The organism is Pseudomonadota bacterium, assembly GCA_026388215.1.
GTDB lineage: Bacteria > Desulfobacterota > Syntrophorhabdia > Syntrophorhabdales > Syntrophorhabdaceae > JAPLKF01.
The window spans coordinates 1-13,202 of record JAPLKF010000059.1 but is presented as its reverse complement, the minus strand read 5'-3'; the positions used below and the strand labels follow the sequence as shown (position 1 = coordinate 13,202).

The window sequence follows — 13,202 nt, the reverse complement described above, 5'->3', positions numbered from 1 at the left end:
AAACCTTTTTCCAACAGCTTCAATGACCCTGATACCCTCGGGTACTACTTCTTTCCCGATACCATCCCCAGGAATAACGGCTATCCTATGCATATTTCCTCCTAAAATTGCTTGATGTACCCCTTAAGAAGGTGTGAAAAAATTGGCATGGCCGGAACACTGTTTCGCTCGTTGCTCGAAGTCGCACTCACGTACGTTTCCCGGCTCAAAAGAGCCGAAAATACTCAATAATACATTATTTTCCATAAAATGAATTTTAAAGGAAAATGTAAAAAAGGCAACAAAAAAACTAAAAAAAGTATGACACATACCTTTTTTAGTTTAAAATTTGCTTTATTTTGTGACAACCATGATATATTCTTACTTAAAGTACATTATAGATTACCAAACATATTAAAGGGGGTAAACTTATATGGACAAGAAATTGCTTAGAAATGCATTGATACCGATCATTGTATGGATTGTTCTTATTTTAATACCTGTTCCCCAGGGTTTACAGCCACATGCCTGGTACTATTTTGCTTTATTTGTTGGTGTTATCTTAGGCTTAATCCTGGAACCAATGCCGGCAGCTGCGATAGGCGTCATCGGCGTTACGTTAGCTGCTGTTTTACAGCTTATCAGCACTAAACCAGGCGACGCTATCAAGTGGACTCTTTCCGGATTCTCAAATGGCACAGTCTGGCTGATCTTTGTAGCTTACATGTTTGCCATGGGCTACGAGAGAACAGGTCTTGGGCGTCGTATTGCACTGTTTCTGGTACAATGGCTCGGGAAGAAAACACTGGGGCTTGGTTATGCCATTGCCATATCAGACCTTGTTCTGGCGCCTTTCATTCCGTCAAATACCGCACGAAGTGGTGGGACAATCTATCCTGTTATCGAAAACATTCCTGGACTCTATGGTTCAGAACCTGGAGAGACATCCCGTAAGATTGGCTCTTATATCATGTGGACTGCTTTAGCTACTACCTGCGTCACCAGCTCAATGTTTTTAACCGGACTTGCACCCAACCTCCTGGCATTGGAATTGGTGAGTAAAACCGTTAAGGTGAGCATTACCTGGCGGGAATGGTTTTTAGGTTTTTTGCCGATGGGTGGACTGCTTTTCATATTAGTTCCTTATCTGGTTTATAAGATATATCCACCAGAGGTAAAGTCCAGCGAGAGTGTCCATGTATGGGCTCGTGATGAACTATCTAAGATGGGTAAGATAACACGTAACGAATTAACCATGGCAAGCCTGGCAATCATTGCACTGGTCCTTTGGATTTTTGGTGGCAAATGGGTTGACGCCACTACGGTAGCCTTGATGGTTCTCTCTCTCATGATTCTTACCGGCATCATAAGCTGGAACGATTTACTGAACCACAAGCAGGCATGGAATGTGTTGGTATGGTTTGGTACACTGGTCACTCTGGCTGATGGCTTAAGACTTGTAGGATTCATCAAATGGTTCGCAACAATCACCGCAGGGGTTATGAAAGGTTTGCCCCTCATCTGGATAATAATTTTGCTCGTTGCCATTTTTTACATGGTCCACTACATGTTCGCGAGTATTACAGCACATACTACAGCGCTACTCCCTGTATTTTTAGCAACGGCTATAGTAGTACCAGGTATGCCTATAAAATTACTCGCTATGCTTCTCTGTTATACGCTTGGGTTGATAGGTATTCTGACCCCCTATGCCACAGGGCCAAGTCCTATTTACTACGGGAGTGGGTATATAAGTCGTAAGGAGTTCTGGACATTGGGATTTATATTTGGCGTAATCTTCTTGGTAGTGTTTCTGATTATTGGGATTCCCTATTTGAGGTGGTATGTATCTTAAGAAGATTGCTTAGCATATTTATATAGTCTTTTGTTTTCGATTGAGGGTGGGGCCGTTTATGAGTTAAGATAGATAACGGCCCTTACTCATCAGTCTATGTACCTGGTTTCTTTTCCTTTTCATGCCGCCCAATATGTAGCCAAAATACAACAATAGAGGCAATAACCGCTCCAGCTAATGCTGAAAGGAATATCACGATTGCCAAAGATCCCTCAAATTTCCAGAACAAAAAAGAGATGGATACAGGTGCTGCATTTTGTACTGAGAATGTGGCGATAAATAATATGATAATCAATGCAAGTATTATTATGCTCATTCAACCTCCGCATTCATGTTCAAGCTATGTTTAAATGCTTTTAAGTTTACATCTTTTAAAAATATTTTGCACCTGAAGATTTAAGTATAAGTGCAGGTCTATTGTCCATTTTTTACTTGGCAAAGGTATTTATTTTTTCTTAAAAATCAGCCTTAAAGGAGCACCTTGAAAACCATACTTTTCCCTTACGCAGTTTATAAGATACCTTTTGTAGTGTTCCGGTATCAACCTGGGGTAGTTTGAAAAGAGTACAAAGGTGGGAGGTAAGATCCTTGCCTGGTTGACATAGGAGATTTTTACCTGTTTCCCTTCAATATAAGGCACGCTGGATCCTCGAAAGAATTCTTCGAAGACCACGTTCAACCTTGAGGTGCTTATCCTTCTCATAAGCTGGGCATATATTCTTGCATCTATTTCCAGTATTTTCTCAATGTTCTTCCCGGTTTTTGCAGAGGTAAAGATAACAGGAGAGAATGCTGCATGGGGTATCCTTTTTTTAATCATCTCTGTGTATTCATTTTCGCCTATTTTTCCTTTTACAAGGTCCCATTTATTTATAACAATACAGATCCCCTTGCCCTTTGTAATGATCAGGTGTGCTATGGCTGCATCCTGATGGCTTGCCCCTTCATTTGCATCTATTATAAGATTTACAATATTCGCCCTCTCTATGGTATGAAGGGCACTTGCGACAGAATATTCCTCTACCTTCAAATAGATTTTGCCCTTCTTCCGTAGTCCCGCAGTATCGATGATGATAATCTCTTCATCTCTGAACATAATCTTTGAGTCGATCGCATCCCTTGTAGTTCCTGGAATATCGCTTACTATCATCCTTTCCGAGGAGAGAAGTCTGTTCACAATAGAGGATTTTCCTGTGTTAGGTCTCCCCACAATGGCAATCCGAATTGCTTCTGATAACTCTGCCTTGCTCTCTGCTCTCTGCTCTCTGCTCTCTGCTTTTCGTATAGTCCCACGTCCCTCACGGTTTACCTCATCCCTCGTCCAAGCAAAGCGGTCGTCCCTCGTCCTTAGTCCCTCGTCCTTCGTCCCTCCCATTGCTTTATAAATATCTTCGAGCAACTCTCCTATACCTATGCCATGGAGGGCGCTTATCGGGTACAACCTTTCAGCCCCAAGGGCATAAAATTCTGAAATGTCCATTTCCCTTTTCTTTGAATCTACCTTGTTAATCGCATATAAGACTGGTTTTTCATACCTTCTTAATATCTTTGCAATATCCACATCTTGAGGAAGTATCCCTTCTTTTCCATCTAAAACAAATATTATTGCCGATGACTCATCCATAGATACATGGATTTGCCTTTTTATCAGGGGGAAATAACCATCTTCCCTAAAAGGCTCAAACCCTCCTGTGTCAACAAGCACAAAGGATTCTCCCTGATAATCAAACTCACCGTAATTTCTATCCCTTGTAACCCCCGGGGTGTCTTCTGTGATTGCCTTTCTGTAACCTATAATTCTATTGAAAAGGGTTGATTTACCTACATTAGGCCGACCTACGATACTTATAACAGACTTCATTTCCTATCCTTTATACCTTACGATGAGACTTAAAACAAACCCTATGAAGGGTAAGATTATTATGGATTCAAGGGCAACTGGAACACCAAATGTGTCTGCAACTAACCCGAGGAGCGTTACCCCTAAACCACCTGTCCCGATCGCAAAGCCTACCATAAGGCCTGAGGCGATCCCGACCCTGTGGGGCAGGAGTTTCTGTGCCATCACTATAGTTACCGAGAAGGTGGAGATGAGGAAAATTCCCTGTAACCCGAGAACAAAGAATAAAAGATAGCTTTTTGCAATAAATGGCACAAAGATCAGTGGTAACGTTAATGTTGCGAGGAACATGGATAATCTCAAGAAAAACTTATGACCCCATCTGTCAGCAAAAGGTGAGCCCAGCAATGTGCCTGCTGCTCCGCACAGAAGGTATACAAAAACAAGCTTTCCTGCGAACAGGGGGTCTCCCTTCAGGTAGTTTATGTAATAAAAGGGTATATAGGTTAAAAGACCCATCTGTGTCCATGATCTCATCACCACTATACTTATAATGAGGGCAAGAGAAATATAAGCGCCTATAGGGGTACGGGTTTTGTCCATAACTGCCCGTCTTTCTGTATGCTCAATTTTAGGAATGGCTATTATGTTTTTCTGGTAAATAATTATCGCTGTAAAGATCAATGATGGCAGGATAATTATTGGAAGGGAAGAAAATCCGAGGTATTGTATGATGTAGATTGATATGATGGGACCGAGTGCAAAGCCAAAATTCCCCCCCACAGAGAATATGGACATCCCGGTAACGCTCTTTTCACCGGTAAAGAAATGGGCGGTTTTGTAGCCTTCGGGGTGGTATGATGCTACACCAAGACCGCTTATTGTCACAAGCATAAGAATGATTGCATAGTTTGTAGGTAAGGATAAAAGGGAAAATCCAAGACCTGCACATAATATTCCAATGGGAAGAAGGATTGCCTTCTCTTTTTTATCCGAATAAAAACCAAAAAGCGGTTGAAGCACGGAAGAGGTGAAATTGGCAACCATCAGTATAAAACCTGTCATCGTATAGGAGAGGGAAAGCCTTTCTTTCAGGAAGGGCAATGTTGCAGGGAGTGCCCCCTGGTAGATGTCCACAACAAGGTGCCCCAACGAAAGGATCAATAAAACCTTGAAGTTAAATCTTCCCATCTTCTATTATCCGTTTAAACCTTAAGAGTATCCTGCATGTGGCCCCCCATATCCTGTCACCATTGTAATAAAATGAGGGTACCTTCTCGACCTTGCCTGCATGTTCCGCTTCTTCCATAGCCGGGTAGACTTCCTGGAGGTATTGAAGCGGAAGGTATATGAGGTAAGCCACTTCATGTGGGTTTGTCTTGAATGTGTATGGATATGGTATGATGCCAACATAGGGTCTTACACAAACACCTGTTAATGTGAACATATCGTCCAGTCTTCCGAGGATTTCCATGTCCTTTTTCTTCACGCCTATTTCTTCACAGCATTCCCTTATGGCGGTGTTTATCCTATCACCATCTTTGTCTTCGTACATGCCGCCAGGGAAAGAGACCTCACCTTTGTGTATCTTTACTGTATGCGTTCTTTTTGTCAGAACAATAAATGGCTTTCCATCTTTTTCAAATATTGGGATGATAACCCCGGCCCATGTGGATTTAGGGCATTGAATTTCCTTGGCCTGATATACTTTTAATCGTTCTTTTATCAGAGAAATCATCCGCTATTTTAACAGGACAGGTCTGAGAAATCAATGTAAAAGCGGTGATAGGGAGCTGTCTGCAGCTGCTACTTATTCTTCTTTGACCTCCGGTGCTTTCAAGCCACCCTTTGTTATCATCCTTACTGCTTCTTCCCGAAGTTCCTTTGTGTATAATGCATTGGGAATCCTTTCTATTCTGACACCTCCGTTCTTGTATTGTACATCAACTTTGGTGTCCACTAATTCCATCATAGCTCACACTTGCTTTCTCACTGTTTGCTGTCTCTAATGCACGTTTAAGAGATCCGCCTGATTTTTTCAGGCGTAACCTTGCATCTTTGTAGCTTAATCCACCAAGATTCATCAATAATGCAGTTTTCACGTTATTGCCTGATTTTTTAAGAAGCACCTTTGCCTTTTCATGGCTACAACCTGTAATATTCTGAATGATTTTTAAAGAGCGGTTTATAAGCTTGGTATTTGAGGGGGTTACATCGATCATATAACCCTTATATACCCTTCCCAACTTTATCATGGTGGCGGTAGAAATCATATTCAAAACGATCTTCGTAGCAGTTCCTGCCTTTAACCTTGTAGAGCCAGCGATAATCTCAGGCCCCACCAGCACCTTAATGATCCCGTCAAGGAATTTGTATGCAACATTATTACATGTCAGAAGCCAGCACTTTGCACCGTGTGCCTTCCCTTCCTTTAATGCAGCAATCACGTAAGGGGTCTTCCCGCTTGCTGAAATTCCGAGTAGCATATCTTTTACCCTTACATCCGAAACAGCCCTTTTTCCAGCATCCTTATCGTCTTCAGCACCTTCTATAGAATTGGTTATAGCACGTTTACCGCCTGCAATGATTGTCCTGATTGTATCGGATGATACATTAAAGGTGGGAGGTATTTCTGATGCATCAAGTATTCCAAGCCTGCCGCTTGTTCCAGCTCCTATATAGATAAGGCTGCCCCCTGACCCAATTGTATGAATCGCATCATCTATGGCCCTCAATATACTGTCCTTTGCTCCACTTACAGATTTTACGACTATACTATCTTCATCATTCATGATGTTAAATATTTCTTCTATTGAGAGGTTTTCAATATTTGTGGAACGGGGATTCCTGTCTTCAGTAATCATATTCCTCCCATAGACGGAAAAGTGAAAGATAAGGATCTGATAAATATCATACAAGAAAGTGTCAGTGTGACTCAAGTGGAAAACTTAATTCTGTTCTATTCTGTTATAGTCTCACTGAGAACCCAATTGGTATATTCTGATAGGACATTATCTATATCAATCGCTATGATTTCCGGTAATTCATAAGTATGGAGTTTTTTTATTTCTTTTTCAATACTTGTGTAGAGAGATTTCCTGCTTTTCATGACGCATGCCCATTCTTCAGCTTCTTCAATCTTCCCCTTCCACCAGTATATACTTTTTATTGGACCTATAATCTGTACGGATGAGACCAATCTTCTTTCAAGAAGGTGTCTGCCTATTTTCTCTATCTTATCTTTGCTGTCAATTGTTGTAATGATTTGGATAATACCATTCATTAGCTCTCCTTTCGTCGTTTAGCCATTAGCTTTTAGCCATCAGCTTAAAGAATCTCTAATCCAATACGGCTGAAAGCTGACTACTGATAGTTTAAATACACATTTATCTTGAAATTATAGAGAATTTCATATATTTTTCTATTCTACGATAGGAGACTAAGATGTTTCAAGTTAAGGATGGAGATTCTATAATACTGGCAAGTGAATCTACAAGAAGGGTGGATATCTTAAGGACCCTTGGCATATCCTTTTCCATTATACCCCCTGATATTGATGAACGCAGGAGGAAGGATGAGCCTCCAAGGGAGTATGTGTTGAGAATATCGTATGAAAAGGCCTCTAAGGTGGGAAGCCATTTTCCGGATAAATGGATTATCGGGGCAGATACAGCGGTTGTGTATAAAAACAAGGTGCTGGGGAAACCAAAGGGTGAAAAAGAAGCTTTCGATATGCTGAAGACCTTAGGAGGAAAATGGCATAAGGTTATTACAGGCTACTGCGTCCTGAATTTATCAAAGGATATTGTGTATCGGGATGCAGTGGAGACAAGGGTTTTTGTCAGAGACTTATCCGATGAAGAAATTATAAGGTATATAAAAACGTCGGAACCCCTGGGAAAGGCAGGTTCATATGCAGTGCAGGGTAAGGGCGGTTATATGGTAAAGGAGATAAAGGGGTCCTACACAAATGTTGTTGGCCTTCCCGTATGTGAGGTTGCTGAGGTTCTTTTGTCATTGGGCGTTCTCTCTTGAAGAAGATTGAAGACTCGATCAAGCGTGTAAAGGAAAGAATAGCGAGGGCTTGTAGCAGGGCAGGTAGATCTGAACTAAGTGTGCGATTAATTGGTGTTACTAAGGGTGTTGACATCGAAAGGATACGGGATGCTGCCTCCTGTGGTATTGGGGATTTCGGGGAAAATTATATTCAAGAGGCAAAGAGAAAAATCGAAGGATTCGAGCAAGGCGTTTGCTGGCATATGATTGGTTATGTACAGACAAATAAGGTAAAATATATACAAAGACTTTTTAATTACGTTCATTCGGTTGACAGATGGGAACTTCTTGAGGGCCTCGATAGATATGAAAAGGATATAAAGGTTCTGTTCGAGTTGAATCTCTCCGGCGAAACCTCCAAATACGGGACTACAGAAGAAAATCTGAGGAGAATGCTAAGAAAGGTTAATACATTAAGACATGTGAAACCCATTGGGCTTATGACTATGGCACCGTATACTGAAACACCTGAGGAAGTAAGGGGCATTTTCAGTGGATTAAGGGAGATTATGCAAAGGGCTAATAGGGAGTTTTTACTGGATATGAAGGAACTCTCTATGGGAATGTCTTCAGATTTTGAAGTAGCAATCGAGGAGGGCGCTACCATGGTAAGAATTGGTACAGCAATATTTGGTGAAAGAACATGAAGGCGTGGGGAGGTAGATTTAAAGGTAAAACAAACCCCCTTATGGAGAGATTCAGTGCCTCTATCCGCTTTGATTGGACGCTTTTTGAATACGATATTGAGGGGAGTAAGGCACATGCCGAGATGCTAAAGAAGATTGGTATCTTAACGGAGAAAGAAAAAAGAACAATCGTAACTGCCCTTGATGAAATAAAAAGGGAGATTAAAGGAGGGAAACTTTCATTCTCAGATGCGATGGAAGATATACACATGCATATAGAAGCGCGGCTTATAGAGAAAATAGGGGATGCAGGGAAAAAGCTCCATACAGGAAGAAGCAGGAATGACCAGGTCTCTCTTGATATGAGGATGTTTTTAAAAGAAGAGCTTAACAACATAGATGAGTGCCTGTGCAGACTGCTTAAGGGTTTAATAGGCAGGGCAGAGAAAGAGAAAAGGACTATTATGCCAGGGTATACCCACATGCAGAGGGCCCAGGTAATCACCTTTTCCCATTATTTGATGGCGTACTACTATATGTTCAAAAGGGACAGGGAAAGGCTCAAGGATATAAAAAAGGGGGTAGATGTTTTGCCCCTTGGAAGTGGTGCACTTGCAGGTTCGACCATACCATTGGACAGGGAGTATGTGAGGCAGAGATTGGGCTTCTCAAAGATTTCTGAAAATAGTATTGATGCGGTGTCTGATAGGGATTTTGTTCTGGATGCCATCTTTTGCTTTGCCATGATAATGATACATCTCTCAAGGATCTCAGAGGATCTCATAATCTTTTCTACAGAGGAGTTTTCATTTGTTACATTGCCTGATGAGTTATGCACAGGCAGTAGTCTCATGCCTCATAAAAAGAACCCTGATGGATTGGAGCTGATAAGGGGCAAATCGTCCCGCGTTATCGGTGACCTCTTCAGTATGTTTTCAATGATGAAGGCCCTTCCGCTCGCTTATAACAGAGACCTCCAGGAAGATAAGGAACCTCTATTCCATGCAATAAGTACTGCAAAAGATGCGATTTCTATCATGGAACTGTGTATAAAGGGTATGATGGTAAACAAAAAAAGGATGGAAGCTGCTGTATATGATAGCTTTATGCCGGCTGTTGAGATGGCAGAATATCTCACTATAAAAGGGATACCCTTCAGGGAAGCACATGGAATAGTTGGTAAACTGGTGAGAGGGTGTGAGGAAAAAGGTAAATCCCTGTGGGAGATGAAGATTGGAGATATAAAAAAATATTCCAGGGCCTTTGGGAATGATGTTTTTGATTATATCAATCCCCGTAACATCTTAAAGAATAGAAAAACCACAGGGGCTGCTTCTTTTAAAGGGGTTGAAAAAGAAATTAATGAAGAAAAGATATATCTTAATTCTTAGTATCGGGATAATATTGCTTTTAACTTCCTGTGGTAAGAAGGGAGACCCCTTGCCGAAGGGATTACCTATACCGGGGGGCATAAATGATTTATCAGGAGGAGTAAGGGATGGGGTTTTATTCCTTTCCTTTTCAATGCCACAGCGAAACAAGGACGGGTCAGCAGTGATAGACCTTGCAGGCTTTAAGATGTTTAAGAGTTGTGGCAGTTGTCTGGGGGTCTTTGAACCGTTTAAAGAGATCCGCCTTGAAGAAGAAAAGGGTTATACGATATCTAATGGAAAGCTATATGTATATGATGATGATTTAGCGGATGGGTTTGAATATGCGTATAAGGTTTATCCTATTACAAAAAAGGGTCTTCGAGGGGATACCTCGAATGTATTTTCTATAAAATGGGAGAAACCACCGGAATCACTTAGAGACATTTCTGCAAAGGGGGAGGATGGAAAGGTTGAATTGTCGTGGCCAAAGGAGGAAGGTTTTTCATATAATGTGTACAGGTATGATGATGATACCTACCCCCTTTCTCCACTCAATAGTGCACCGCTTGCGAGACCATACTTTGTAGATTCAGGGCTTGAGAATGGGAAGAAATACAAATACGAAATCAGGAAGGTAAAGGAGACAGGCGGATTGAGATGGGAGGGTGAAGGATTAAAGGTAGAGGTAGTACCAATGGACAAGACATCCCCTTCAACCGCAACGAATGTAAAGGCTGAGAGAAAGGAAAATGGTGTGGTTATTAGCTGGAAGGAGAGTGTAGAAAAGGATATTTTAGGCTATAATGTGTTCAGGATAAGTGCCGGGAAGGCGCAGAAGTTGAATAAAGAGCCTGTGAAGGGGAATATGTTTTTTGACAGGGAGATTCCTAATTACAGATATGTCTCATATTATATAACCTCTCTCGATACGTCAGGGAATGAGAGTGAGCCTTCACGTGAGTCTATAATAATATTGAAAGAATAAGCCATGCATTTCTTCAGATATAGAGATAGCAAATTATACTGTGAAGATGTACCCATAGATGCCATAGTTAAGGCTGCTGGAACACCTCTCTATGTATATAGCTATAAAACACTCGCACGCCACTTGCGTGTCTTTGATAATGCCTTTAAAGGGATACCCCATATTATCTGCTATTCCTGTAAGGCAAATTCAAACATAGCGATTTTGAAGGTTATAGAGAGGCTCGGGGGTGGTGCAGATATAGTATCAGGGGGTGAACTATACAGGGCACTTTGCGCCCGCATACCCGGTAAGAAGATAGTGTTTTCAGGTGTGGGAAAAACGGAGGAGGAGATTAAGTCTGCGATCAGGTCTCGTATCCTTATGATAAATGTGGAATCAGAGGATGAACTGGCCTCTATAAGAAATATGGCGATACATATGGGGAGAAAGGTGCCTGTATCAATAAGGGTAAACCCCCAGATAGACCCGAAAACACACCCCTATATCACGACAGGTCTGAAAAAGAATAAATTCGGTGTGCTGTGGGATGATGCCTATAAACTTTATAAAGGGATGAACAGGGATAAGCATCTTAAGCCCGTAGGCATATCCTCCCATATAGGTTCGCAGATACTGGAACTTACACCTTTTGTCGATGCTGTGAGGTCCTTGAAAGATATGATTCTTCAACTTAAGGGGGATGGAATATCTCTTAAATATATTGATATTGGTGGAGGTCTTGGAATTACATACAAGGATGAGCTTCCACCCCATCCAGAAGATTATGCAAAGGTTATAGAAAAGGAACTAAAGGGAACAGGCCTTACTTTAATACTTGAACCTGGCAGGGTCCTGGTCGGGAATAGTGGTGTGTTTATCACGAGGCTTCTTTATGTAAAAAAAACACCTGAAAAGACCTTTTATGTAGTGGATGGTGCCATGAATGACCTTGTGAGACCGGCCCTCTATAATGCCTACCATGAAATCATACCTGTGAAAAAGAATAATGGGAGAGATGTGAGGGTAGACATAGTCGGACCTATTTGTGAATCAGGGGATTTTTTTGCAAGGGATAGGGATATCCCGTCCCTTGAACCAGGTGAGTTATTAGCTGTTTTAGGGGCAGGTGCTTATGGTTTTTCCATGGCTTCGAACTATAACTCAAGAAAGAGGGTGGCAGAAGTACTTGTAAAAGGAAAGGAGTTTTTTGTCATAAGGAAAAGGGAGACGTACAAGGATCTGATAAGGGGAGAATCGATCCCGCCATTTTTGGAGGTGTAACGAGGTGTTGAAATTGGAATTTTTTAAAATGAGTGCAAGTGGAAATGACTTCATAATAATAGACAACAGGGATGGAATGGTCTATAAGAATTTTCAGGATATAGTCGATTTTACGGTGAAGATATGTAGAAGGTACCATTCAGTTGGGGCAGATGGCCTGATATTGATTGAAAATTCAAAAAGGTTTGATTTTCGCTGGAGATTTTTCAATGCAGATGGCTCAGAGGCAGAGATGTGCGGGAATGGGGGCAGATGTGCTGCGAGATTTGCATTCATGAAGGGTATTGCAAAGGAGAAGATGATTTTTGAAACGATTGCCGGTCTCATAAAGGCAGAATTAGATGGAACAAGGGTAAAGCTTCAGCTCACAGACCCGATTGATTTAAAACTCGATTATCCTATTGCCCTTGAAGACAAGGAGATATTTATAAGCAGTGTGAATACAGGGGTACCCCATGCTGTTCTTCTGGTAGATGATACAGATCGTATACCTGTTGAGGAATTAGGAAGGGCTGTAAGGTATCATAAGGAGTTTGGGGATAAGGGTACAAACGTCGATTTTGTAAAGGTTGTTGATAGGGAAAATGTGAAGATCAGGACTTATGAGAGAGGTGTTGAGGGTGAAACATTTGCGTGCGGCACAGGTGCAGTTGCAGTTGGTGTTATTTTAAAAGAGAAGGCATTAACCGGAACCCCTGTGAACATATGGACCAAAGGAGGGGAAATACTGAAGGTCTATATCAATGATGAGGTATACCTTGAAGGGGATACAAAGATTATATATATGGGAACATTGCATGAAGAAGCACTTTTATAGAAGGAGAAACCATGGAATTAAAGGGTATATACACAGCGTTAGTAACACCTTTCAATGATGACAGGATAGACGAAGAATCACTGAAAAAGCTGATTGCTTTTCAAATCGAGGGCGGTGTTGATGGCATTGTGCCGTGCGGAACAACAGGTGAGGCAGCAACACTATCCTATGATGAACATGAAAGGGTGATTGAGCTTACCATAAAGTATGTGAATGGTGCTGTGCCTGTAATTGCCGGGACAGGCTCAAACAGCACAAAGGAGACAATTGAACTCACAGAGGGCGCCAGGAAATTAGGTGCAGACCTCTGTCTCCTCACAACCCCATATTATAATAAACCAACACAGGAGGGTTTATACAGGCATTACAAAAAGGTTGCGGAAGAAGTAGATATACCATTGATTTTGT

At 41.5% G+C, this 13,202-nt stretch carries 16 protein-coding genes; 8 read left to right on the top strand and 8 right to left on the bottom strand.

The features are described from left to right. Positions 1-93 (bottom strand): isocitrate/isopropylmalate family dehydrogenase (locus tag NTU69_04130; GenBank protein ID MCX5802713.1); only part of this gene is annotated, 93 nt, incomplete at its 3' end. Between the two features lie 319 nt (positions 94-412). On the opposite strand from NTU69_04130, the gene NTU69_04125 reads away from it, so the two are divergent. After that, positions 413-1,834 carry an anion permease gene (locus NTU69_04125; GenBank protein ID MCX5802712.1) on the top strand — a complete coding sequence of 474 codons (1,422 nt, stop codon included), beginning with the start codon at positions 413-415 and terminating at the stop codon, positions 1,832-1,834. A gap of 94 nt (positions 1,835-1,928) precedes the next feature. Here NTU69_04125 and NTU69_04120 read toward each other — a convergent pair whose 3' ends face one another. From NTU69_04120 to NTU69_04090, 7 genes are all read right to left on the bottom strand, one after another. Further along, positions 1,929-2,150, bottom strand: coding sequence for a LapA family protein (locus NTU69_04120; GenBank protein MCX5802711.1), 222 nt, complete (start codon positions 2,148-2,150; stop codon positions 1,929-1,931). Between the two features lie 129 nt (positions 2,151-2,279). Then, positions 2,280-3,695, bottom strand: coding sequence for a ribosome biogenesis GTPase Der (gene der / locus NTU69_04115; protein ID MCX5802710.1), 1,416 nt, complete (start codon positions 3,693-3,695; stop codon positions 2,280-2,282). Positions 3,696-3,698: 3 nt separating this feature from the next. Then, on the bottom strand, positions 3,699-4,865 hold the full coding sequence (locus NTU69_04110; GenBank protein MCX5802709.1) for an MFS transporter: 1,167 nt from the start codon (positions 4,863-4,865) through the stop codon (positions 3,699-3,701). Continuing rightward, the gene (locus NTU69_04105; protein MCX5802708.1) at positions 4,852-5,412 is read right to left on the bottom strand and encodes a CoA pyrophosphatase; all 561 of its coding nucleotides are present in this window, start codon (positions 5,410-5,412) and stop codon (positions 4,852-4,854) included. Before NTU69_04105 ends, NTU69_04110 begins: the two co-directional genes overlap by 14 nt. 72 nt (positions 5,413-5,484) lie before the next feature. Then, positions 5,485-5,634 (bottom strand): hypothetical protein, encoded by a 150-nt coding sequence (locus NTU69_04100; protein MCX5802707.1) that lies wholly within the window; start codon positions 5,632-5,634, stop codon positions 5,485-5,487. Beyond that, on the bottom strand, positions 5,618-6,538 hold the full coding sequence (murQ, locus tag NTU69_04095; GenBank protein MCX5802706.1) for an N-acetylmuramic acid 6-phosphate etherase: 921 nt from the start codon (positions 6,536-6,538) through the stop codon (positions 5,618-5,620). Before murQ ends, NTU69_04100 begins: the two co-directional genes overlap by 17 nt. 95 nt (positions 6,539-6,633) lie before the next feature. Further along, a complete protein-coding gene (locus NTU69_04090) occupies positions 6,634-6,957 on the bottom strand; it encodes a divalent-cation tolerance protein CutA (protein ID MCX5802705.1) in 324 nt (107 codons plus the stop codon). A 161-nt stretch (positions 6,958-7,118) separates the two neighbouring features. Between NTU69_04090 and NTU69_04085 the strand changes: the two genes are divergently transcribed. The 7 genes from NTU69_04085 to NTU69_04055 all read left to right on the top strand — a co-directional run. Then, positions 7,119-7,709 carry a Maf family protein gene (locus tag NTU69_04085; protein ID MCX5802704.1) on the top strand — a complete coding sequence of 197 codons (591 nt, stop codon included), beginning with the start codon at positions 7,119-7,121 and terminating at the stop codon, positions 7,707-7,709. Beyond that, positions 7,706-8,377 carry a YggS family pyridoxal phosphate-dependent enzyme gene (locus NTU69_04080; protein MCX5802703.1) on the top strand — a complete coding sequence of 224 codons (672 nt, stop codon included), beginning with the start codon at positions 7,706-7,708 and terminating at the stop codon, positions 8,375-8,377. Before NTU69_04085 ends, NTU69_04080 begins: the two co-directional genes overlap by 4 nt. Continuing rightward, positions 8,374-9,747: an argininosuccinate lyase gene (argH, locus tag NTU69_04075; protein ID MCX5802702.1), complete on the top strand. Its 1,374-nt coding sequence runs from the start codon at positions 8,374-8,376 to the stop codon at positions 9,745-9,747. Before NTU69_04080 ends, argH begins: the two co-directional genes overlap by 4 nt. Continuing rightward, a complete protein-coding gene (locus NTU69_04070; GenBank protein ID MCX5802701.1) occupies positions 9,719-10,714 on the top strand; it encodes a hypothetical protein in 996 nt (331 codons plus the stop codon). The genes argH and NTU69_04070 overlap by 29 nt, the downstream gene beginning before the upstream one ends. 3 nt (positions 10,715-10,717) lie before the next feature. After that, entirely contained in the window at positions 10,718-11,977 is a 1,260-nt protein-coding gene (lysA, locus tag NTU69_04065) for a diaminopimelate decarboxylase (GenBank protein ID MCX5802700.1), read from the top strand. A 28-nt stretch (positions 11,978-12,005) separates the two neighbouring features. After that, the gene (dapF, locus tag NTU69_04060) at positions 12,006-12,794 is read left to right on the top strand and encodes a diaminopimelate epimerase (protein MCX5802699.1); all 789 of its coding nucleotides are present in this window, start codon (positions 12,006-12,008) and stop codon (positions 12,792-12,794) included. A gap of 11 nt (positions 12,795-12,805) precedes the next feature. Next, the coding region (locus NTU69_04055; GenBank protein ID MCX5802698.1) for a dihydrodipicolinate synthase family protein at positions 12,806-13,202 on the top strand (397 nt) is incomplete at its 3' end.

Bases quoted from the DNA above. Each gene is read 5' to 3' on its own strand.
- NTU69_04125 (MCX5802712.1), top strand. From the start codon at position 413: ATGGACAAGAAATTGCTTAGAAATGCATTGATACCGATCATTGTATGG.
- NTU69_04120 (MCX5802711.1), bottom strand. From the start codon at position 2,150: ATGAGCATAATAATACTTGCATTGATTATCATATTATTTATCGCCACA.
- der (MCX5802710.1), bottom strand. From the start codon at position 3,695: ATGAAGTCTGTTATAAGTATCGTAGGTCGGCCTAATGTAGGTAAATCA.
- NTU69_04110 (MCX5802709.1), bottom strand. From the start codon at position 4,865: ATGGGAAGATTTAACTTCAAGGTTTTATTGATCCTTTCGTTGGGGCAC.
- NTU69_04105 (MCX5802708.1), bottom strand. From the start codon at position 5,412: ATGATTTCTCTGATAAAAGAACGATTAAAAGTATATCAGGCCAAGGAA.
- murQ (MCX5802706.1), bottom strand. From the start codon at position 6,538: ATGATTACTGAAGACAGGAATCCCCGTTCCACAAATATTGAAAACCTC.
- NTU69_04090 (MCX5802705.1), bottom strand. From the start codon at position 6,957: ATGAATGGTATTATCCAAATCATTACAACAATTGACAGCAAAGATAAG.
- NTU69_04085 (MCX5802704.1), top strand. From the start codon at position 7,119: ATGTTTCAAGTTAAGGATGGAGATTCTATAATACTGGCAAGTGAATCT.
- argH (MCX5802702.1), top strand. From the start codon at position 8,374: ATGAAGGCGTGGGGAGGTAGATTTAAAGGTAAAACAAACCCCCTTATG.
- NTU69_04070 (MCX5802701.1), top strand. From the start codon at position 9,719: ATGAAGAAAAGATATATCTTAATTCTTAGTATCGGGATAATATTGCTT.
- lysA (MCX5802700.1), top strand. From the start codon at position 10,718: ATGCATTTCTTCAGATATAGAGATAGCAAATTATACTGTGAAGATGTA.
- dapF (MCX5802699.1), top strand. From the start codon at position 12,006: ATGAGTGCAAGTGGAAATGACTTCATAATAATAGACAACAGGGATGGA.